Source organism: Rhodothermales bacterium, assembly GCA_040221055.1.
Classification (GTDB): Bacteria; Bacteroidota; Rhodothermia; order Rhodothermales; family UBA10348; genus 1-14-0-65-60-17.
The window spans coordinates 1-22,790 of record JAVJVN010000002.1; the positions used below are offsets into that span (position 1 = coordinate 1).

At 60.4% G+C, this 22,790-nt stretch carries 18 protein-coding genes; 7 read left to right on the top strand and 11 right to left on the bottom strand.

The window, feature by feature from the left end; all coding sequences use genetic code 11:
- Positions 1 to 36: 36 nt before the first annotated feature.
- Positions 37 to 1,143, bottom strand: coding sequence for a RecQ family ATP-dependent DNA helicase (locus tag RIE53_00285; protein MEQ9103110.1), 1,107 nt, complete (start codon positions 1,141 to 1,143; stop codon positions 37 to 39).
- Positions 1,100 to 1,663 carry a shikimate kinase gene (locus RIE53_00290; protein MEQ9103111.1) on the bottom strand — a complete coding sequence of 188 codons (564 nt, stop codon included), beginning with the start codon at positions 1,661 to 1,663 and terminating at the stop codon, positions 1,100 to 1,102. Before RIE53_00290 ends, RIE53_00285 begins: the two co-directional genes overlap by 44 nt.
- Before the next feature lie 26 nt (positions 1,664 to 1,689).
- Here RIE53_00290 and truA point away from each other — a divergent pair, with 26 nt between their 5' ends.
- From truA to RIE53_00315, 5 genes are read left to right on the top strand one after another with little or no spacing between them, the layout of a single operon-like run.
- Positions 1,690 to 2,433, top strand: a complete 744-nt coding sequence (gene truA, locus RIE53_00295) for a tRNA pseudouridine(38-40) synthase TruA (GenBank protein MEQ9103112.1) — start codon at positions 1,690 to 1,692, stop codon at positions 2,431 to 2,433.
- Complete coding sequence (locus RIE53_00300) at positions 2,430 to 3,764, top strand: hypothetical protein (protein ID MEQ9103113.1); 1,335 nt, start codon at positions 2,430 to 2,432, stop codon at positions 3,762 to 3,764. The genes truA and RIE53_00300 overlap by 4 nt, the downstream gene beginning before the upstream one ends.
- A 4-nt stretch (positions 3,765 to 3,768) precedes the next feature.
- Positions 3,769 to 5,007: an arginine deiminase family protein gene (locus RIE53_00305; protein ID MEQ9103114.1), complete on the top strand. Its 1,239-nt coding sequence runs from the start codon at positions 3,769 to 3,771 to the stop codon at positions 5,005 to 5,007.
- On the top strand, positions 5,004 to 5,489 hold the full coding sequence (gene tadA / locus RIE53_00310) for a tRNA adenosine(34) deaminase TadA (protein ID MEQ9103115.1): 486 nt from the start codon (positions 5,004 to 5,006) through the stop codon (positions 5,487 to 5,489). The genes RIE53_00305 and tadA overlap by 4 nt, the downstream gene beginning before the upstream one ends.
- Positions 5,476 to 6,474 (top strand): YpdA family putative bacillithiol disulfide reductase, encoded by a 999-nt coding sequence (locus RIE53_00315; protein ID MEQ9103116.1) that lies wholly within the window; start codon positions 5,476 to 5,478, stop codon positions 6,472 to 6,474. The genes tadA and RIE53_00315 overlap by 14 nt, the downstream gene beginning before the upstream one ends.
- A 13-nt stretch (positions 6,475 to 6,487) precedes the next feature.
- On the opposite strand, the gene RIE53_00320 is transcribed toward RIE53_00315, so the two are convergent.
- The 7 genes from RIE53_00320 to RIE53_00350 all read right to left on the bottom strand — a co-directional run bounded on the left by RIE53_00320 (position 6,488) and on the right by RIE53_00350 (position 19,174).
- Positions 6,488 to 8,689: a tetratricopeptide repeat protein gene (locus RIE53_00320; GenBank protein MEQ9103117.1), complete on the bottom strand. Its 2,202-nt coding sequence runs from the start codon at positions 8,687 to 8,689 to the stop codon at positions 6,488 to 6,490.
- 66 nt (positions 8,690 to 8,755) lie between these two features.
- Entirely contained in the window at positions 8,756 to 9,790 is a 1,035-nt protein-coding gene (locus RIE53_00325; protein ID MEQ9103118.1) for a PorV/PorQ family protein, read from the bottom strand.
- A gap of 104 nt (positions 9,791 to 9,894) precedes the next feature.
- A complete protein-coding gene (locus RIE53_00330) occupies positions 9,895 to 13,374 on the bottom strand; it encodes a T9SS type A sorting domain-containing protein (protein ID MEQ9103119.1) in 3,480 nt (1,159 codons plus the stop codon).
- A 104-nt stretch (positions 13,375 to 13,478) separates the two neighbouring features.
- Positions 13,479 to 16,865 (bottom strand): carboxypeptidase-like regulatory domain-containing protein, encoded by a 3,387-nt coding sequence (locus RIE53_00335; GenBank protein ID MEQ9103120.1) that lies wholly within the window; start codon positions 16,863 to 16,865, stop codon positions 13,479 to 13,481.
- A gap of 423 nt (positions 16,866 to 17,288) precedes the next feature.
- Entirely contained in the window at positions 17,289 to 17,876 is a 588-nt protein-coding gene (gene yihA, locus RIE53_00340; GenBank protein MEQ9103121.1) for a ribosome biogenesis GTP-binding protein YihA/YsxC, read from the bottom strand.
- 5 nt (positions 17,877 to 17,881) lie between these two features.
- On the bottom strand, positions 17,882 to 18,748 hold the full coding sequence (sucD, locus tag RIE53_00345; GenBank protein ID MEQ9103122.1) for a succinate--CoA ligase subunit alpha: 867 nt from the start codon (positions 18,746 to 18,748) through the stop codon (positions 17,882 to 17,884).
- A gap of 153 nt (positions 18,749 to 18,901) precedes the next feature.
- Positions 18,902 to 19,174, bottom strand: a complete 273-nt coding sequence (locus RIE53_00350) for a twin-arginine translocase TatA/TatE family subunit (GenBank protein MEQ9103123.1) — start codon at positions 19,172 to 19,174, stop codon at positions 18,902 to 18,904.
- A gap of 89 nt (positions 19,175 to 19,263) precedes the next feature.
- Between RIE53_00350 and add the strand changes: the two genes are divergently transcribed.
- Both add and aroA read left to right on the top strand, forming a co-directional pair.
- On the top strand, positions 19,264 to 20,280 hold the full coding sequence (add, locus tag RIE53_00355) for an adenosine deaminase (protein MEQ9103124.1): 1,017 nt from the start codon (positions 19,264 to 19,266) through the stop codon (positions 20,278 to 20,280).
- On the top strand, positions 20,277 to 21,560 hold the full coding sequence (aroA, locus tag RIE53_00360; GenBank protein ID MEQ9103125.1) for a 3-phosphoshikimate 1-carboxyvinyltransferase: 1,284 nt from the start codon (positions 20,277 to 20,279) through the stop codon (positions 21,558 to 21,560). The genes add and aroA overlap by 4 nt, the downstream gene beginning before the upstream one ends.
- Before the next feature lies 1 nt (position 21,561).
- On the opposite strand, the gene RIE53_00365 is transcribed toward aroA, so the two are convergent.
- Positions 21,562 to 21,873 carry an MGMT family protein gene (locus RIE53_00365; protein MEQ9103126.1) on the bottom strand — a complete coding sequence of 104 codons (312 nt, stop codon included), beginning with the start codon at positions 21,871 to 21,873 and terminating at the stop codon, positions 21,562 to 21,564.
- 37 nt (positions 21,874 to 21,910) lie between these two features.
- Positions 21,911 to 22,675 (bottom strand): prohibitin family protein, encoded by a 765-nt coding sequence (locus RIE53_00370; protein MEQ9103127.1) that lies wholly within the window; start codon positions 22,673 to 22,675, stop codon positions 21,911 to 21,913.
- Positions 22,676 to 22,790 lie beyond the last annotated feature (115 nt).

The window sequence follows — 22,790 nt, forward strand, 5'->3', positions numbered from 1 at the left end:
CCGGGGGGGTCGGGGGGGGCGCCGGGGTGGGTGTCCCTACAACACCCCCCCTGGGGGGGGGGGGGGGGGCCCCCCCCCCCCCCCCCCCCCCGCCTCCTGGAAGTAGGCCGCCAACGATTCCGGAAGGCCGACATGGACGACCAATCGGACGTCCGGTCGGTCTATACCCATGCCGAAGGCATTCGTGGCCACCATGACACGGCATCGGGCCCGCATCCAATCCGCTTGGTGGCGCTCCTTCTGCCCGGTCCGCAGGCCTCCATGGTAGTGTGTGGCTGAAACACCGGCCCGTTCCAGCCGATCCGCCCATCGTTCAACGCCCACCCGCGTGCTGTCGTACACAATGGCTGGCCCCGGGACCGCCTCCAGGATGTCAAGCAGTCGATGCATGGGGTCGGCCACATGGAACACCGAGAACGTCAGGTTCGACCGGTCGCAGCTCCCTGTCCACCGGAAGAGCCGCCCCCTGCCAGGCCTCTTTCCCAACCCCAGCCCTCCTTTCACCCTCTTTCCCAACCCCAAGCCCCGGATCATGTCGCGCTGGACGGCCGGTGTAGCCGTCGCCGTGAGGGCCATGAGGGGGATGATTTTGGGCTGTTCACCCTTCAAACTCCCCAGCTCCGTCCGGAACGGACCGATCCGGCGGTACGACGGCCGGAAGGTGAGCCCCCACTCGCTCACGCAGTGCGCCTCGTCCACCACGAGCAGCCGGACATCCAGGTGTCGCAGGAGGCGCCGGAACGCTTTCGAAGGAAGGCGTTCCGGCGCCAGGAAGACGAAGAATGGCTCCGACCGCCGCGCGAAGGACAGGATGGTCCGGTACAGCAACGGAGAGACCTGCCCGGCGAGCGCGAACGCCGGAATGCCCCTGCCGACCAGTCCGGCGACCTGGTCGGCCATGAGCGCAACCAACGGGGATATCACGAGCGTACACCCCCCTCGCAGCAGCCCCGCCATCTGGTAACAGATGGACTTCCCGGACCCCGTAGCCAACAGGGCCAGCACATCGCGCCCGTGGACAGCCGGAGCAATCACCTCCCACTGGCCCGGACGGAACGCATCGTAGTGCCAATAGTGGCGCAGCAATGCCTGTGCTTGCTCACGGCCACCGCCGGAGCGCATCCACCACGTCTTCTGCCACATCCTTTGCACGCCGGTCCCCAGTATCCACCAGAATATCCGCTTGTTCGTAGACCGGAGATCGTGTGGCCAGCAGGGATACCACGCGCTCCCGCAACGCGGGACCCGTCAACATCCGGCCGTGTGCATCCAACAGCAGCGGACGCGTTCCGGCCCTGCGTGCCAATCGTCGGCAGAGTACATCCACGGGCGCGCGCAGGCCCACCAGGACCCCTTGCTCCTTGCAGAAGGCGAGATTCCGGGGATTCATGATGGTCCCACCGCCGAGCGACACCACCACGCCCTCCAAGCCGGAGGTCGCCTGCAGGGCCTGCTGCTCCGCATCCCGGAAAGCCTGCTCACCAAGCACATCGAAGATGGCCGGAATGGACATGCCCTCGGTCTCCATGATCATCCTGTCCAGATCCATGGAGTCATACCCCAGCAATTGTGCAACATGCGGCGACACGGCCGATTTGCCGGATCCCATGAAACCGGTCATGTAGATCCGTTTCCGACGCACGTGAACGCTAAATTCCGACATGATTCCGCAACAATGGATCCTTCAGTATGCCGACCTACCGGCTGGACATAGAATACGATGGTACGGATTGGAGCGGTTGGCAGATCCAACCGGATCGTCCGACCATCCAGGAAGCCATTGAACGCGCATTGCGGACGGCCGTTCGATTGGAAGACCTGTCCATCACGGGTTCCGGACGCACCGATGCGGGCGTCCACGCATCGGGCCAGGTAGCCCACTTTTCAACAGAGGCCGTGTTGGATCCGGTACGACTGAAGGCGAGCCTGAACGGCCTCGTCCCCCGCAGCATTGCCATCCGTGGGGTGTGCCATGTCGCGGACGACTTCCACGCCCGTTTCCAGGCACGCTGGCGACGCTATCGTTACCGCATTTCCGTTGAACCCATCGCGCTGGAACGCTCCTTCGTCTGGTATGTACGGCCTGAACCGGACTTCACCGCCATGAATTCCGCCGCCGCCCTGTTCATCGGACAGCACGATTTCTCTTCATTCTGTCGCACGAAATCGGAAACCACCAACCGCCGATGTCACGTATATGAGGCGTCCTGGTCGGCCGGACCGTATCCTGGCCGCTGGGATTTCGTCGTGCGGGCGGATCGGTTCCTGCATGGCATGGTCCGCTCCATGGTCGGCACCCTTCTCGACATCGGGCACCACAAACACGAACCAACCGTTATCCCTCATATCCTTGATGCCACGGACCGGACCCTCGCGGGTCCCGCGGCCCCGGCCCATGGCCTGGTCCTGGAAGCCGTGGGCTACGAACCATGAAACCTGTGAACATGCCGTCCCTGTTGTTGTTTTTCCTGCTGTTGCTTGGATGCAACACCGACACTGCTACGCCACCCTCAACCACGATCGAGGTGGTTTCCCCCGACCTTGCGCGGGCCTTGCCGGACTCCACGTTGGAATTGACCCTCCGGGTGACCGCCGAACGGAACGTGACGCGCGTGACCGTGAACTCGGTACCCATGGTGCGCGAGGACGCCGACGCATTGTGGTCCGGCAACGTTCCGTTGACCGGAGGTCTGAATACATTGAACATGGAAGTCTGGAGCGACGCTGAGGTCCTCCTCTCCGAGGAAACCCACACCTTGGTGGCCCGGGCCGAAGTGCGCGTCAATGAGGACAATACGCTGCCGTTCTACATGGGTGGTCACACGTTGACGCCGGTAACCAACGACTGGCTCATTCTTACGGGTGGGTCGTTCGGTGCAGGCGGCGAGGGGTACAATGACATCCACTTCCGCCCGGACGATCTTCCCCTTTTCGTACCGGATCAGAAAGGCATGGCCGCCGTGCGTGTCGGCCATACCGCCCTTGCGCTACCGGATGACCGCGTGATCGTGCTGGGCGGTGGCACGGCGGGCAACATCACCGATCCATCCGAGCTCGTCGAGATCGTGGAAATCGTCCAGAAAGAAGGGTATGCCATGGAAATTCCGGTCATCGGTGATCCCATCCGGCGCATGTATCATACCGCCAGCCTCAAGACCGGCGAAAACGGCACCTTCATAACACTCTTCGGCGGCCGCGGCGATGTCCAATACACGCCTGTGCCCGAGCTCGGCATCCGCAATGATGTTCGCCTGTTCGAACTCAGGAACGATACGCTCTTTGCCCGCACTACCGCCATCGGCCCCGGCATCGAGCCCATGGCCGGCCATGTCCAGGTCGCGCTGGACGATGCGCCGCTGGGCGAACACCGTCGGTACCTGGTCCACGGCTTCCGCATGGGAGACACCCTGGTCCCCGAAACCATGATCTTCGACGAGGATACCGAAGCAGGATTGCTGTTCGCATCCGCCCCGGGACCGGCGCACCCCCGCTTGCGGAGCGCCGCCGTTCATATACCTGGAGTGGGGGCCGCGCTCTTCGGCGGGCGTTCAGCCGACGGCTCGGAAATGATTTCCGAGATCGAACTGTTCGTGGAGGCGGCCAACCGCTTCTTCTCCATCCCGGTCGTCGGAGAGCTCATGCCGCAGCCACGATTCGGCCATACGGCCACGCGATTGGCCGACGGGCGTATTATCCTGGTCGCCGGATTCGACGAAACCAATGCCCCACGACGTGACGTGGACATCCTCACCCTTACCTTCTGAGTCCATGGACCCTGTAACCCTGCGCATACCCTCCGAAACGGCCCAGCTCAACCAGGTGATTGTCCACACCCCGGGTGCCGAAATGGACCTGGTTTCGCCCGTGAATCGGGAAGAACTGTTGTTCGAGGACATCCTGTTCGTCAGCCATGCCCGTAAAGAGCATGAACTGATGTGCCGGGTGTTCGAGAAAGTAATCGGATCGGACGGTTCGGTCGTCCAGATATCAACCCTGCTCCGGGAGTCCCTCGAGATGGCCGATGCACGCGAGCGGTTCGTGGAGGAGTTGTGTGCCGTATCGCCGGGCCGCAACCTGCAGGCCTACGCAGATGACCTGAAACGTCTCTCTCCTGACGAGTTGACCCATTTTGCCCTGGCCGGCAAGAGCTCGCTGCCCATCAACGCGCTGCCGCTGCCGAATTTGTTGTTCATGCGGGACCTGGCCGCCGTGGTGGGTGATCACATTGTCCTGAGCCACGCGGCCACCTCTGCCCGGGCACGGGAGAGCGTCATCATGAACGTGGTGGTCCAACACCACGGTGCATTCGAAGCCTATCGGGACCGGATCGTGACCCTCCCTCCCGGACTCACCTTCGAGGGTGGGGATTTGCTGGTCGCATCGGAAGACACCGTGCTCATTGGGAGTTCCGAACGCACGTCGTTCGGGGCGGTCGTGGCGGTAGCCCGGCAGCTGTTCGCCCGCACGCCCATCCGGAATGTCATCATGGTGAACCTGCCGAAGGAGCGCTCCTGTATGCATCTCGATACGGTGTTCACGTTTGCATCGCCGACGGAATGCGTGGTCTTCCCGCCTCTCATCGAGACCTCCGGGCTGCACAACGTGTTGCACATCACGCCGGGCGATGATCCGCTGGGATTCTCTTGCCGGATCCAGGACAGCCTCCATTCGGCCCTTGAAATGGTCCTGGATCGCAAAATCACGTTCATTCCCTGCGGTGGCCACGACCCACTCAGCCAACAGCGAGAACAATGGACGGATGGTGCAAACCTGTTCGCTATCGCCCCCGGCGTGGTCATTGGATACGAACGGAACGCCCGGACGTTCGACGAACTGGCGCGCCTCGGATACCGCGTGGTGACCGCGCAGGGATTCCTGTCCTATTACGAGGAGAGCAGCTTCAAGGCCAGCGAAAAGATTGCCATCAAACTGGATGGTCACGAGTTGTCCCGCGGTCGGGGCGGACCTCGATGCATGACCATGCCCCTGGCCCGAACGGAACCATGAGTCTGGAATCCCTCATTGCGCCGCACCGTCAATGGATGAAGACGGCCCTGCGCGAAGCCCAGCGGGCCTTCGACGACGGGGAAGTCCCTGTTGGCGCAGTGGTGGTCCAGAACGGACAGATCATCGGTCGAGGGCACAACCAGGTGGAGCGCTTGAGCGACCCGACGGCCCACGCGGAAATCCTGGCCATTACGGCCGCATGCGCCACGACGGGCAGCAAGCATCTGGAGGGGGCCACGCTGTATGTGACGCTGGAGCCCTGCCCCATGTGCGCAGGCGCCAGTGTGTTGGCCCGCGTGGAGCGGATTGTCTTCGGTGCATTCGATGCGAAGGCCGGCGCGGCGTCCACGCTCTACAATATCCCCCAGGATAATCGCCTGAACCACTATGTGGATATCCTGTCGGGCGTTGAAGAAGATGCGTCGGCAGACCTCTTACGGGCTTTTTTCGCGAAGAAACGAACCGGAAATGGCCAACACTGACGTTCCCGATACGCAGGAAACGGCCCGGCCCGCCTATGACACGGTAGTAGTGGGTGCCGGCCCGGTCGGGTTGGCGTGTGCCATTGAACTGAAGCGCATTGGGCATCGGGTCCTGGTCGTCGACAAAGGGGCACTCGTGAATTCCCTGATCGGCTATCCAACGAACATGGAGTTCTTTTCCACTCCGGAATTGCTGGAAATCGGGAATCACCCGTTTTCCACCCGCAATTACAAGCCTCGCCGGGAAGAAGCGTTGGACTATTACCGCAAGGTGGCGCAGACGGAAGCCCTGGAGTTGGCTTTGTTCGAAGAAGTGCTTCGCCTGGACGGCGAACAGGGCGCGTTTATCCTGCACACCGCGCATGCTCGTATCCGGGCCCGATTCGTGGTGGTTGCGACGGGCTTCTTCGACATTCCCAACCGGTTGGGCGTACCCGGTGACGAACGGGCCATCCACTACTACAAGGAGCCCTATGCGTACGCCGGACGGCGCGTAGTCATCGTCGGGGCCAAGAATTCAGCCGCCAAGGCCGCTTTGGATTGCCGGAGGAATGGTGCCGACGTCACCATGATCGTCCGGGGACCGGACATCGGGGCGTCAGTGAAATACTGGATTCGCCCGGACTTGTTGAACCGGATTGAAGAGGGCGCCATCCGGGCGTTCTTCAATTCCCGGATTCTTCGGCTTGGAACCGGCACGCTGACGTTCCAGACCGGCAATGAGCCATCGCAGACCATCCCGAACGATGTCGTCCTGGCACTGACCGGCTACCGTCCGAACTACGATCTGCTCAGCGCGCTCGGTGTGACCTGGCAGGACGACCATGCATGGACCCCGTTGTACGACCCTGAAACGTTCGAAAGCCATCGGTCGGGAGTATTCCTGGCGGGAACAGTGTGCGGCGGATTGAACACGAGTCGTTGGTTCATTGAGAACGGACGATTCCATGCGGCGCGTATTGCTGCCGAATTGGATGGTCGTTGACGCGCGGGTCCATTCAAAGTGCACCAAGGATCTGGCGGGCCAACTCCACACTTGGATCCTGTCTGAGGGCAGCCTCGGCTTCGCGTCTGGCCTGCACCATGTCGTCCAGGCGGAACCAGGCCAACGCCAACTTGGCCCGCGTCCCGGCCCGGTCAGGTGCCTGGTCCAGAGCTCGCTCCAGGAATTCAACGGCGAGGGATTCCCGCCCATTGTTCAGATGGAACGTGCCCAGGTTGTCCAGAGCCTCGAATTGACGCGGATTGATCGCGACACCCTGTTCAAAGGCGGTACGGGCACCTTCCAGATCATCGAGAGCAACCCGTGCGAAGCCCAGGTTGCTCCACGCAGGAACATACCGCGGATCGAGCTGGAGGGCATCCTCCAGATGGTTGACGGCTTCGTCAATTCGGCCGTCCTGCAGTCGGGCCGTGCCCAGGTTGAAATGTGCCAGGACGTTCCACGGTTCGTCCGCGATGGCTTGGATGTATTGAACAATGGCATCCTCGAGGCGCCCCCGTAACTCGAGGAATTGGCCGTAGTTCAACCGGACATCCACTCGCTTGGATTGAACCACCAGTGCCCGGCGATACAATTGCTCTATCTTTACGGGGTCGCGGCCGGTACGCTGATAAGCCTGGGCAAGGGCATTCAGTCGCTCCACGCGGTCCGGATCGTCCAGAAGTGCAGCCTCCAGCGCCGGGATGGCCTGTTCGTCCTTCCCCAGTAATTGAAGAGCATATCCGGTCAGGTACGATGCTTCTCCGCTCGTATGACCGTCCGATGCTGCAGAATCAAGCATATCGACGCCTTTCCGAATCAACGCCATGTCTCCGGTCTGGCGGCCCAATGTGACATTGGCCATGCCTTCGTACATCCGACCTTCTCCCGACGTGTCCCGTTCGAAGTACGGTCGCAGTGTGCCGGACTCGGCTGTCCGGATGGGGGCAGGTGCCCGTTCATCGTCGATTACGCGAATCCAGTGGTCCGTGAACGAAGAATGAGGGGCCTCCTCCAGGTCCGCCTTGGGCATGTGGCACGCAATGCAATTGGCGGTCGGCAGATGGTCCAGTCGAGCAGGATCGTCCGTGAACCGTGATTGCAGTTCATCCGGTGCGTGACACGACTGACACGTTACATTGAAGTAGGACGGGCCCTGGTCCCGGAATCCTTCGTGCGGATCGTGACACGTGGTACACTGCAATGGATCCGGCAAACGGAGGGTCTCTGTGAAGCAGGCGCTCTGCTTCATCCGGTCCGCATGGGAAATGACGCCAATGGCTCCTGTCGTACTCTGCTCATGGGTATCGAAGAAGGACACCCAATCGGCCAGATCCTGTGAAGGGCGGAAGTCATACGCCGTACGATCCGTACGCAACAGACTCACGGTACTGTTCAGGTGACACTGCTGACAGACGTCGAGTTGCCTGTCGAGAGACAAATGCGCCGGGTTGACAATGGTATAGTCCGGTCCGTCCTCCGGCTCCGGCGAAGCCAATCGTTCGTCCACGTGCAATTGGCCAGGGCCGTGACATTTTTCGCAACCGATCCCGAACGGAACCGAAGCGTACGCCCCGTCCGTCTGGGGAATGGACTCCGGGACCGAATTGTGGCACGCCATGCACCGGTCCGCAATTTTCCTGTCGAACCGCGAATTGTTGGACTCGTATCCCGGCGAGAAATCCCACGTCTCCGCATTCGTATACCACGTGATGGGCAACTCGTAGAACCATCCATTCTCCTCGGTCAGATACGTACGGGCAACGGTACCGGAACCGACAACGTATTCCATTTCCCGGACCAGCCGGTTCTGAACCGAACCGGACGGGGATCGCAGGACCTCTTCCATGAAGTAGCCCTCCGCTGTCTTGAACGTCCGGTACTCATAACCCGAGGAGCGGTCCACGATAACCGTGTCATCGAAGCGTTCCACGGCTGTGTCATTGGAAAGGGGGAAGAACGAATTCGCCATTCCGTGCTCCTTGAATCCGTTGTATTGCGATTCATGACACTGGAAACAGGCCACATCACCCACATAGCCGGTCTCCAGGTTCACATTCCTGAATTGCGATGCAGTCACATCCTCAGCTACCGCAGCGGCGTCTTCATCGGTGCTCCCTGAGCAGGCTGACAGGAACAGCGCTGTCGCCAGGAGCAGACCAGCGCTACCCAGACGAAGGAGTCCGGATGTTGGCAGTATGGACGTACAACGGATCATGCACATAAAAAAGCGGGGTGGATCAATTTGATCCACCCCGCCTTTCGATTCTTCTGTGACGGTGTGTTACAGGCTCACGGCAATGGTGAACATGGACACGTTGTCAAAGAAATCCGTTGAACGCAGAGCATAATCAATCTGGACGTTCGTTCCACCCATCGGCAGATCCACACCGGCACCGAAGTTGGTACCGTTGAAGAACGACAGGTCGGAGTCGCTGACCAGGTCAACGCCACCACGCAGGTAGAGAACGTCGAACAGACCGAGCTCGATACCGCCGCTGTACTGGTCCTGATCGAACGAGTTGGAGCGGAAGTTTCCGAGAACCGTCAGAACGGCGCCATCGCTGACTTCGCGGGCATAGGATACGCCCACATTCAGCAACGACGGCAGTTCAACGCCTTCAGCATCAATGATGAGCGCGTTGTTGTTCGCATTCGGCGGCTGATCCGTCAACTTGACAGAACGCGTGAGACCGACACCCGAGTACCGGATGGAAGAACCGATGTTCTTCAGGGCAACGCCGAGGCGAAGTCCCGTCTCACCGACGACATAGGTCATACCGGCATCGAAAGCGACAGCCGTGGCGGCTACGTCATCCATGTTCTCGTTGATGACCTTCATCGTGATTCCCGCCGAAATACGATCCGTGAACACACGTGCATACGTCACACCAGCGGTGATGAACGATGCGTCATACGTCACAGACGTGATTTCCGGCTGGATTTCCGTCTGAAGAGGAATGTCTCCAAAGTCCCACGAGGAGACCATGAAGGCCAGGTTGTTGTTGCCGAAGTTCTGCGCAACACCGAAGTAGTTGACGCCGATGTCGGCGACATACTCCATGCGGCTGAACAGTGCTGCCGTACCCGTGTTCAGGGCAAGGCCGGCCGGGTTGGCATAAAGGGCCTCAAGGCCGTTCATACCGGTGATTCCACTGGTGAGTGAAGCGCCCAGTGAGGCGCTGCGTGCTGTCATCGGTACAAGAAGCTGCGTTGCGCCAGCGGTACCGCGGCGCTTGTCATCTCCTGCATTCGCGTCCAGCGCGCTCATGCCGATCATTGCGACGATCAGCAGTGCGTTCAGAAAGATTCTGGACATATTGGTCATTTCAGTTGTCCTCCTAGTAGTCTCTATTGCGGTGTAAGAAGTGCATTGAGAGGCCGCTGTGAGGCGGGCGAACCCGCCTCACAGGACCCGTTCAACTAGAAGTTGTTGAGTTGGACACGCTTCTTGACGACGCCAAACTTGAGCACTTTCTCACCGAGGTCCGTATCGACGTGGATGATATACATACCACTCGCGATAGGCAGACCTTCATCGGTGGTCAGGTCCCAAGGGAACATGTTGGCTGGGCTGTTCTTCTCGAGCACCTTGATCAGCGTACCGTTCAGCGTGAAGACGCGGATGGTAGCCGTGTTAGGCATGTTCGTGAAGCGCACCTGGTCAACAAGCTGGCTGACTTCGTAAGCCGATGCACCTTTGTAGGGGTTCGGTACGATTCCGATGTTGTCCAGTGCTGCCGTGGCTTCCTCGGTGGTTTTGGCGCGAGCGCCGAGACCGTCCGTGGAGAACGTGAAGGCGTCACCGGGCTGGTTCGGCTTCGTCGTGGCTACACGGAAGACGGTTCCGCCCTCCGGCATGTCCGCATCGTAGACCTGGCCAGCTACGTCGCCGCCGTTCCAGTTCACGAACACCATGCGTGCAAACGTCTCCCGGCTGTGATTGTATGGATCACAGGAGCCGTTGTCCGGATAGCAGGTATCGATCAGCGTCTGCAACCATTCGTTGTGTCCGGATTCTCCCGGCGTCATGGATGGCGGCAGGTACCAATAGCTCCAGTCCGTCTGAGGATCGTTGTTGCCACCGGAAACGGGGTGATCGTCATGGTCGATTCCCCAACCATCGCCTACCCAGTCAATACCTGCGAGGACCATGCGGACGTCGTCCGAAGGATCATTCGGCGTGCCGATACCCGTGCGCCATACCTCGAATGGTACACGCAGCAGTGAATGACCGTCAAAGATGTTGAAGCGATCATAGGCATAGCACCCATCGACTGTCGGGTTCGTTACCAGAACTTCACCCGCGTCCTGTCCGGCGCGCCACGCGTTGTAGCACTCCTGCGTCAGTCGGACTTCGAAGTCATGAGGAACCACGTCATCCCAGCCATTACGCATGGCACGGCTCACGAACGTAGGATACGTGGCACTGTGGCCAGCGGAGCTGCTGCGGCCCGTGTGGAGTCCCCACGCAGAACCATTGACCTGCTGGCGCGACGTCGGGCGGTCCGTACCAGCCGAGAACGGGAAGCCGTTGCCGTTGAAAGCGAAGGCACCGTTTTCCGGCGGATCCAGAGGTCCGGCGGCATTCGCTACCACCAGGAAGGCTGCGATGTCATTCGGAGCGCCACCCACGTTCATGGACAGCCCTTCGAACTGGACGACATCGTTGCCCTCAGGAGCGGCGACGCCTGTCGCGGCTACTGCTGCCGTTCCGTCGAACACTTTCGTACCCGAAGTGGTGTTCGTCACGTCGTACGTAACGACCACGGCACTCGACGACTTGCCAAGCTTCCCTTCCGGTTCGCGTGCTGGTTTGCCATCGATGTCACCCTCTTCGAGACGGTAATCTTCAGTCTGGACAAACTGCTTGCCGAGCTCGGCCGTATCAACCGTGTAGAACTCGACAGCGTAGTTGCCGCCTGTGATTCTCGCCGGGTTGACGACGTTCGCGGAAATACTGCCATCACCGACGTTGGTCTCAGCGGCGGCTCCGACAATGTCAGCCTCTGCGTTGGCCCGCGTGGCGGCAATTGCTTCGTCAGACAGGATGAGATCCGTACGGCTTGGTACGGCGCTTACCCGGGTAATCGGACCGGCATAGACCTTCTGTCCGGACTCGGCGTTGTAGGCATAGGCCTGGACGCCGAACTCGTACGTGCGGTAGTTGGTCAAGCCATCCACGACGTGGAAGTGCTGGACGCCGCGGTCCGAACCGTCGGCCGTGAGGAACGTGAGTTCCGTGCCTTCAATGACGCGCGTGACGCCGTTGACTACGTCATACGTAGCAAGCACAACACCGTCCTGGTCGGACGTGCTGGCGTACTGGTACACGACATAGCCTTCGAATACGTAGTCGCGGTCGGCAACGTCCGGAGACAACAGCGGGTCAATCACGCGGTACGAATCCAGGTAGTTGTTGTCCGAAGGATTGTAGCCCCACTCGAGCAATACCTGGTTGCTGTTTTCCGTTACGGAGACACGCGGACCAGCCGGTGGCGACGGCAGCGCGAAATCGATGTCGAACACGGCCTGGGCCAGTACGTCATCGGCCTTCATCTGCGTCACCGAGTTCAGGTGGTTGCTCCCGAAGGAGGTCACGACACCGAACACCATTTCCTGCTCATCATTGGGCTGGATGGTGAAGGGGCCCGTGGACATCACGAACCGACGGTCAGCCGGAGCAATTGCGCTGCCCTGGTTGTCCGAGTTGACTTCACTCCAGAATTCGCCGCTTTCAGGGTCGCCCGGGAACATGAACGAGGTCGGAATGGACGAAAAGTCGCGACCATTGCCACCGAAGGTGAATCGCTGACCATCCTTCCAACGGCCCTGCATGTAGTTGTAGAAGTCAGGGCCCGTTTGCGGGTCACCTGTCACACCACCGCCGTTGTTGTAGTAGGCGAAGGCCGTCATGGACAGGCGCTCGCCCGGGTTGTCAACTACGCCATCGCCATCGTCATCGACTCCGTTGGAATCCACGAGTGGACCCTGGAAGAAGTCGTAGCCGGAGGCAGGTACGTTGGCACCATAAGCACCGTCGTCGTCGTTGTCGGCATTATAAACGAAACCCATACCCAGGGTGGTATCTGAACCGACATAGTCGTCAAATGCCGCGCCGAGGTCAGGATCGGAGAAGATGCCGAGGTACGCGTCCTCGAGCGGAGTCGTACCACGGTAGAACAAGCGGAACTTGTAGAACGTGGTGTTGCCGATGGCTCCTGCCGTGTTGAAGGCAAAGGCCGATCCATGGGCTTCCAGTCCAATAGGAGGAGTATCCGTATTGTTGTGGGAGTTGCCCCGGTCGTTCATGACCCACCAGAGCATCTGGTCGCCCAGGATCTGGGGACGTTCGCCCGCGCCGAGGTTGATTTTCCGGTCCACGCGGCTGGCCAAGGGCTGGTCGAGAAGCTCGATCAGGTTGCCGTCGGCATCCAGGGTCGGAGCACCGAGGCCGGTCGGCCAGTCAGCAAGATCCGGAACGGCAACGCCTGTGCCTTCGTAGGAGACCACGTCTTCCTTGGAGACCTTCCAGATCCGGTCCCACGGAGAACAGTCGGCCGGAGCCGTGCCGTCATCATTGAGGGGACCCGACCAGAATTCCCACGGGCCGTACGTGGTAGCAGCCATGCGCAGCTGACCTGCAACCTGGCCGCCCACCCAGATACCGGAGGCGAAGATGGCGTTGTGGCCACCGCCCTTCGGAATCTCGTAAACGTTGTTTCCACCGGCCCAGAAGAGGCCGCCGTTGTTCATGACAAGCGCCCGGACATTGTTGATGTCCAAGAAACGCTGTGCTGTCGATCGCTCGCAATTGCCGACGTTCTGGGCTTCAGCCGTCTGGCCGAGCAGACCCAGTGTTACCGCGGCAACCAGGAGTGTTATTTTTCTGATGTAGTGCATATTGTTCCGTGCATTTCGGTCAATAAAGGTACTTGAGTTCAGACAGTTGTGAGGAGGTAGGGGCGGACCCTGACGGGTCCGCCCTGCTACGTTCCACACATCAATCAGAAGTCAAGCCGGACACCAACACGCGTCAGGCGTGGGATACCGAAATTACCCAGGTTCCGCGTACGATGGCGGTACAGCTCCTCGGCGACCGGAAGGCTGCCGGACAGGAACGTGGCACCACCTGGCGTGGAGAGGAAACCGTCGTCATCCGGCAATCCTGTGGCGCGCCAGACACCGAACACATTGTCGGCATCAAGCAGGTTCTGGACCCAGATGAATGCGGACAGGTTCGTGCGATCGCCCACGGCGAACTTGCGGTCAATCCGGAGATCGATACGCGTCGTCCACGGGGTGCGGTCGGAGTTGATACCACCGGACGGGATCGGAGCCTTGGACTCGATCACGCTGAAGGGCTCAACCTGGGGCGTGTAAGGAAGACCGGACTTGCCGACTGCAAGCACGTTGACTCCGAAGTTCTCGAGCAGTTTGACACCGCCAACCGTCGGTCCCTGGCCCTTTCCGAGACGGTAGTCCACGGACAGGTTCAGGTTGTGACGCTGGTCGAAATCAAGCGGCGAAATGAAGTTCGGAGGCGTTTCGTTGATCCAGACAATCGTACTGGTCGTCGTTGAGCTTGAACCCGTGCCTTTCGCGAAGGAAAGGGTGTAGTTCGCGTTCAACGAGACATTGTTCGTCCGGCGAAGATCGAAATCGAACTCGAAGCCCTTCACGGTACCGAAGTCCCGGTTCTGGTAGGACGAGTACGGAATCGGCCGTGCCGTGGTAATGTCTTCCAGCTGGATCAGGTTCTTGATCTGACGGAAGAAACCGGAGATCGTGAGTGCGCTCCGCGTGGAGAGACGCTGGCGGAAGCCGAGCTCGTACTCAATCGTCTTCTCCGGCTCCAGGCCGTTGTTGTTGATCCGGCCACTGGTCCGTGACATGCCGGCGAGCGACGTGAAGTTGTTGCTCGACGGACGCTGTGCAACGACACCGTAGCGGGCGAAGAACAGCGCCTGGTCAGTTACCGGGAACGACACACCGATACGCGGCATGACCGTCACCTGCGGTTCGTAGTCGCGGAAGACTTCTTCCGTGACCAGGTTGCCCTTGGACTGCGGCGAGGCACCGGAAAGAAGGATTTCGCCAGCCTGGACAATCTCACCATTGGTGTTGTAGAAATTGCCTTCAAGGTCGCGGAAGCCTTCAACAGCGCCGCTGTTGTAGTACACGGCGAAGTCTTCACCGATGGCACCGGACGCAAGACCTGCCTCACCGGCACGGACAATCGGAAGACGGGAGAACTTGTCGAACAGCACGCGGGTGTTGTTGTCGAACACATCGACGCGGACACCCAGGTTCAACACGATGTCCCGGAATTCGATCTTGTCCTGGACGTAGCCGCCGTAGTAGATCGGCTCATGCGGCGCCACATTGTACGCTGCATCACCGAAATCGGCCGTGTTGTCCGTCACATAGGCATCCAGATTCTCGTCATCCACTTCCTTCGTTCCACGGAAGTTGTATCCGACATAGCCGACGCGGGACTCCAACTGGGTCCACGTCAACTGGTCGTAGGACGTGAATCCGGTTTCACCCGTTGCGAGGCTTTCAGGGCCGTCTGCATCGGCAACGAAGCGGGAAATTGAAAATCCATTGACCTCGTGGTTACGAATGGTTTGTTTTTCGAATTCCCCTCCGAATTCCAGCTGGTGGATGCCGATCTGCGTGGTCGCCATGGCATTCACACGAAGCTGTGTGTTGTGAAAGCGGAAAAGTCTTGATGCTGGCCCCAGACCGCCACTTGGCGAAACGAGCGAGGCGATCGTCTCAGAGTTCGGGAAACTGCCATCATCATAACGGAACTCGTAACGAGGAATCTGCACCGTGAACTCGGTGTCATCAGTCGCATCATCCGGCGTTCCGTGGTCGTCAATACGCGTCTCTGCGTCGAAACGAACGTTCTTGTAACCACGGATGGTTGCATAGGCCTCGTCCTCGAAGTCTCCGTAACGAAGGATGTCGTCGAACGAGTCACCGAAGCGCGGATCGTAGTTCTTGCCCGTGCGGTCGGTATAATCGACCTGCAGCTGGTAGAACGTGGAATTCGACAGATAGTGCGTCCACGTCGTGAAGAACTGGACGTCCGTACGAGGACGAACTTGTACGGGGTCCGGTGCAAATACGGAACTGCGCGTGGACTGCATATCAGTGGTTTCTTCTCCCACGTAACGCCCGCCTACACGGATGCGCACGTTCTCAATGAGGTTGAACGTCAGATTGCCGTTCAGCGCGAGACGGTTGTATCCGGCACCACGCTTGGATTCATCGAGCTTGAAGAGCGCCGGGTCAATGCGACCTGCGGATTCCACCATCTCAGGATTGCTGATAACCGTGCCTTCCGGGGCGCTGATCGTGGTACCATCGGAGAACCCGATGACGCCACCGACAGCAACCACGTTGCCGCTATTGTCCACGTACTGCGAACCTACGGTTGCGCCACCCGCCAGAGAGGCGGGTACGGGGATGACAACATCGTTGCCCTCACCGTCCACGCCCAGCAAGGATACCGGGAATGCATCCAACTGGTCCAGCACATCGCGGTCCAGACGGAGTTCACCGACGGCACGTGGAGCACGATCGGTTTCATCCGTATACTCGGCTGCCAGGAAGAAGTTGACCTTCTCGCCTACCAGCGGACCACCGATGGCCATGGAAGCCAGGTTGTAACCGAAGTCGTCAAGGGACTCGGACGTGACACCCTCGAAGGAACCGAAGAACTTCGGTGACCCCGACTTGGTCGTGATGTTGATGATACCGGACATCGCGTCGCCGTAGCGGGCCGAGATGTTACCGATGATCATTTCCTGCTCCTGGACGGCCGACTGCGGAAGTGCAGCAGAACCGACCACCTTGACGCCGTCAATGAAGAAGGTGACCTCACTGCCGCGACCACCGCGGATGTTCAGTGTATTCGATCCTTCCTGGGAAACGACACCGGCCTGGATGGACGCGACCGCAGTCACACCCCGCACAGGCAGGTTAACGATATCCTCGGCGGAAACGATTTTCGGGACACCGATGGCGTCCTTCTGGATAAGTGGACGTTCGTATTCGACAACAATTTCGTCGAGCTCGACACCGGCCCGAAGCGTGAAGTCAATGTCCTGGGCGGTGTAACCCGAAGACACTTCTACGCTTGCGATGACCGACGATGAGTAACCGACGAATGAAGCTTGTACGTCATAGGTACCTACCGGAACACCGATGATGAAATAATTCCCATCGATGTCGGTAATTGTACCCAACTGCGTGCCGACGAGAGCCACGCTGGCACCCGGCAGCGGGTCCCCAGTGTCTCCGTCGATTACGGTGCCTTCGATTTTACCCGTGTTCTGGGCAAAAGCCAAAGCAGGCGCAATCAGCAGCATGAGTACTGTCATGCCCCATTTACGTAACATAAGCTACCTCCTCTAGTGTATGATGTGTGGCTTATAATCATGTGCCACGAGTGGCACAATATGAGTCGCTGGATTCAGCAAGGCCAAAGCAGCCATGTATCGGCCAGCGAGTTTTCTACGGACAGAGGACCAAGCCTCCGGACTGAACGGACAGGGATCAAGCGTAACGCGCCACGTATCCTCTTCACGATCCAACAGGAACTGTCCCGAACGGCATCACCGTTCGTGACAGATTTCAGGTTTCGCTTGAAAGGTGGGGTTGGAAATGCTGTAACAGATGCCCAAATGCCGTTCTGGTCTGGTTGATGTGGTCGTGTCTTCGCTTTCTGAACTTGAATATAGAGGGACGATGAACCTTTGTCAAGGCAAGATGAACAGGGTATTGCGATTTGCAGACCCGGATCCCTACCCCAACAGCTGGTCGAGCCAGTCCATGAGTTCATTCCTGCCCCGTCCGTCATGAGCACTGGTCAGCACCACCGGTCGCTCCATGCCCAACGACAACATGGCCTTGCGGACACGCGATACCGATTTCTGCCGTTCATTCCCGGAAAGTTTGTCGGCCTTGGTCAACACGACCACGTGTTCTGCCGGGCTCTCGCGCAGCAGAATCATGACTTCCTTGTCGAGCGCGGTGGGTTCGTGCCGGGAATCAACCAACTGGAACACCACACGGAGGGTATCGCGTCCCGTCAGATAGGCACCGATCAGTTTTTGCCACGCCGCGCGATGGGCCTTGGACACCTTGGCGTATCCGAAGCCTGGCAGATCGACCACGTAATACGTGTCGTTCACCCGGAAGAAGTTGATCTCCTGCGTCTTGCCGGGCGTGGATGAGGTCCGTGCGAGCGCCTTGCGTTTCAGGAACGCATTGATGAGCGAACTCTTGCCGACATTCGATCGCCCGATGAAGGCAATCTCGGGCAACCCGTCCTCGGGCATGTGCCCGAGCTTCGTGGCGCCCCCGACGAATGTGACCGATTGGATATCCAAAGCGGTCAGAGCGTCCGCTTCACGGTCTCCCCGATGGCTGCCGGATTCAGGACGATGGTGGCGCCGGCGTCTTCCAGCGCTGCGAACTTGTCTTCAGCCGTTCCCTTGCCGCCCGAAATAATGGCGCCGGCATGACCCATCCGGCGCCCGGGAGGCGCGGTCCGTCCGGCAATGAATCCGAAGACGGGCTTGGTCATGTGGTCCTTGATAAAGGCCGCAGCTTCTTCCTCGGCCGTTCCACCGATTTCGCCGATCATCACGACGGCTTCCGTCTCATCATCGGCCTGGAACTTGCGCAGGATATCCACGAATCGGGAGCCGATGACCGGGTCACCCCCAATGCCGACGGCCGTGGACTGGCCCAGTCCCTGCCGGGTCAACTGGTCAACCGCCTCGTAGGTAAGCGTACCGGAGCGCGATACCACGCCAACCGAGCCAGGCTTGAAGATCATGGCCGGCATGATGCCCACCTTGGCCTGACCTGGTGTAAGCACACCTGGGCAGTTCGGACCAATCAGATCCGCGCCGACCTTCTTTATATAATGGTATACCGGAACCATGTCGCGGGGCGGGATGCCTTCCGTAATGCACACGATGGTCTGGATGCCCGCTTGTGCCGCTTCCAGGATGGCATCGGCCGCGAACGGCGGGGGCACGAAAATGATGGATGCGTTGGCCCCTTCCTGCTCGACCGCGTCGGCAACGGTATTGAAGACCGGCCTGTCCAGATGCTGCTGGCCGCCCTTGCCGGGCGTGACGCCACCGACAACGGTCGTACCGAATTCAATCATCTGCTCGGCGTGGAACGTACCCTCTTTTCCGGTGAATCCCTGGACGACGAGCCGGGTGTTCCGGTCAACAAGAATGCTCATGGCGACTGTATGGACAACGTGGACAAAACTGCGGGGCCGGCGAATTCAGGAAATGCCGGTCAAGCCCCCATGTTAACATATGCGCTGCAACCCTTCTGTCAACACCGGGCGAATTCCGGGCGGGATGAGCAAAAACGTGCCGCGCGTCCGGACTCAGTGCTGCGAGTGCTCGGTAGGCCTGGACGGCTCGGTCGGCCGGGGCTGCTCGGTTGACCGCGGCGTCGAATGCGGCGCCTGCTGCGGAGGCTGGATCCGGTTTGGATGGTCATCCACATTGAACTCATTGCTGATTTCGCGCGTGGCGGATTTGAACTCCTTGATACCCTTGCCCAGACCGCGGGCAATCTCGGGAATCCGCTTGGCTCCGAAAATCAGGAGAATGGCAAGAAATATGAGAACCAGTTCGAAAGGACCGAGGCTGCCCATGACGGTAATGGATTGGATGGTGATTTATCCGGATTGATGGAGAACACGGCGCGATCCCGCCTGTTCCATAGTCCCAAAAGAAGCACGACATGACCCGATCCGACATCCTGGCCTGGCCCAAGGCCGAACTCCACTCCCACTTCGACGGTGCCATGCGCCTGGAAACCATGCTGGACCTGGCCCGGAAGCTGGGCCGCATGTCCCTCCTGCCGGCAGATTCGGTGGAAGGGCTCCGCGAGAGCCTCCTGGGCGTGGATACGTCACAGAACCTGGAGGAATACCTGTCCTGGTTCAAGTACACCATCGGTCTCATGCAGGACGCCGCGACCCTGGAGCGCGTGGCATTCGAAATGGCCGAGGACTTTGCCCGGGAAAACGTCCGTTGGCTGGAAGTCCGGTTCGGCCCCATCCTGCACACCGAGGAGGGCCTCTCCCTGGAGCAGGTGCTCGATGCCGTGTTGGCCGGTCTCCGCCGCGCCGAGCTCGAGTACGGCATCCAGTCCGGGATCATTGTCTGCGCGCTCCGCGACCGGTACGTGGACGCATCGGTCCGACAGGCCCAGGCGGCCGTTTCCCGTCGCAAACAGGGCGTTATCGGGTTCGATCTGGCAGGCGGCGAAGCCGGCAACCCGGCAAAACAACACCTGGCCGCGTTCTATCACGCCCGCAATCACCTCCTGAGCCTGACCGTCCATGCCGGCGAGTCCTGGGGGCCCGACTCCATCCGGCAGGCGCTGTTCTACTGTGGGGCCCACCGGATTGGCCACGGGATTACCGCGGTGCAGGATCCCGAGTTGGTGGAATACCTTGCGGCGCATCGGATACCGCTGGAAATCTGCCCCACGAGCAATGTGCAGACCCACGTAGTGGACTCCTACGAAACGCATCCCCTGAAAGACCTGTTGCGAGCGGGCGTACCGGTGTCCATCAATACGGACAGTCGCCTGTTCAGCCATACATCGACGACCGATGAACTCTGGCTGGCGCACACGCGCTGCGGGCTCACGGAACAGGAAACCCGCCAGGTGGCCCGGGCCGCGTTCGACCACGCCTTCTTGCCGTGGGATCGGAAACAGGAGTTGATTGCCGGGCTCGACGACGTATGAGCACAAAAGACGATGTACGGACCGTCCAACCAGCCGGGATGCTGTCCGGAACGGTGGACCTGCCTGCCGACAAATCCATTGCCCACCGGACCGCGCTGCTCTCGGCGCTCGCCGACGGAACATCACGCATTGTGAATTACCCGGCGTCCGAGGATCCGCAGTCCACGCTGTCGTGCCTGCGTCAGCTCGGCGTTCGCGTGGAGCAGGAGGACGAGGCACTCCGGGTGGAGGGTGGTCGCCTTGCCGCGCCCGGCGCCCCGCTGGACTGCGGCAATTCCGGAACAACCATGCGCCTGCTGGCGGGTATCCTGTCCGGACAGCCGTTTCCGTCGGAATTGACGGGCGATGCGTCACTCTCCGCCCGTCCCATGGGACGGGTCATGGCCCCGCTCTCGGAAATGGGGGCCCGGATATCAGCCTCTGACGGGCGCGCCCCCCTCCACATCGCGCCCACCGATGCGCTCCACGGTATTGTATATCGACTGCCGGTGGCCAGCGCGCAGGTCAAATCGGCCGTGCTGCTGGCCGGGTTGTTCGCCGAGGGAGAAACGACCGTCATTGAACCCGTGGCCACGCGGGATCACACCGAACGGATGCTCGGATTGTCGTCGGTGGTCCTGGATGGGGAGCGCCACATTACCGTGGAAGGGGGCATGCGCATTGCACCCCGGCTCTGGACCGTGCCCCGTGATTTTTCCGCGGCCGCCTTCTTCATGGTGGCCGGAAGTATTGTGGAAAGCGGTTTGCTGAGGCTGCCCGGGACCGGGCTGAACCCGACGCGCACGGCCCTCCTGGACGTACTCCGGGCCATGGGTGCGGATATCCGGATTGAAAATGAACGGACGACGGGCGGCGAGCCGATCGGGGACCTGGTGGTGCGCTCCGCTGCGCTGTCCGGGGTGCAGGTTTCCGGGCCGGTCATCGCGAACATGATCGACGAATTGCCGGTGCTTGCGCTGGCCGCCGCTTGCGCGGACGGGGTCTCGGAAATCCGGGGTGCCGGCGAACTCCGGCACAAGGAGACGGACCGGATTGCCGCCGTGGCAGACGGTCTTCGGGCGCTCGGCGCCCGCGTCACCGAACACGAGGATGGTTGGACCATCCAGGGCGGCGGCCGCCTCACGGGTGGCCGGGTAGACGCCTTCGGCGATCACCGGATTGCCATGACCATGGGGGTGGCCGGCCTGGTGGCATCGGGACCGGTGCACGTGCACGGCGCCAGCGTGGCCGCGGTGTCGTTTCCGACGTTCTGGGAAGACCTGGCGCGGATTTCGGGATAAGCTACTCGGGTATCCAGAGGTGACGCTCCAGATCCACCACGCCGTCCTCAATGAAGTGGACCCCCTCTCCCCGCAAGCGTTCTTCCATGACGTGGGGGGTCTCGAAGTGGCGTCGGCCGGTGAGTCCCCCGTTCCGGTTCACCACGCGATGCGCCGGCAACCCGGTACCTGAGGACGCATTGAGCGCCCACCCGACGGCACGCGCGGCTTGCTTCGAGCCCAGGAACGCGGCGATGTGGCCGTAGGTGGTGACGCGTCCATGCGGAATCCGCGCCACCACCTGCCACACACGATCAAAGAAATCCTCGGCCATAGATGTGGATACGGGAGGACTGGAAGGCGGTTGAGGCCTACTGGTTGCCCAGGATGATCGGCAGCCCGTTGCCGCCACTTCCGATGACCACCGTCTTGGCATTCGTGCTGGTGGCCAACTGCTGAGTGGCCTCAATGCCCTTGAACTGAAGGAAGCGGTCCGACAGGCTGGCCGTGATAATCCGCTGGTACTCGGCCTGTCCGGTGGCTTCAATCTGCTTCCGCTCAGCCTCCAGGCGTTCTTTCTGGATGGTGAATTGGTAGCGTTCCGCCTCCTGCTCTTCCTTCAGCTTGTTCTCGATGGCTCCCCGGATTTGCTCGGGCAGGATGATGTCCCGGACCAGCACGGCATCCACGGTCACGTATTCGGACTCGACGGCGTTCCGGACCTGCTCGAAAATGGATTCCTGCAATTCCGTCCGTCGCGTCGAGTACAATTCTTCCGGAGTGTACTGGCCGACAATCTGACGAACGGAGCTGCGAAGCTCCGGCTGCACCAGCTTCCGGAAATAATCGGTGCCATAGGTTACATGGAGGTTGGCCAACTGGTCGGACTTCGGGCGCCAGCGGATGGAGGCGTCCATGCCGATGGAAAGGCCGTTCGACGACAGCGCGTTGATGTCCTCGAGTTGCTCCTGGACGCGCAGGTCATAGCGGATGAGCGTGACCCAGGGTGCATGCAACTGGATGCCTTCACCGTACAGCTTCTCGAGGTCGGTCCCTCCGAAAATGCTGTATTTGACCGCACCTTCCCCGGACGAGATGGAGGTGGTCATGCATCCACCGGCCAGGGCGACAATCATGAGAAAGCCAAAGATGGCTATTCCGAGCCGCGCCGCGGCCCGGCTGACGTTGGGGTATTGGTTCGCTGCCATTTCTTCTGTTGGAGGTTGGGTGTGGGGTATATTGGATGAACAA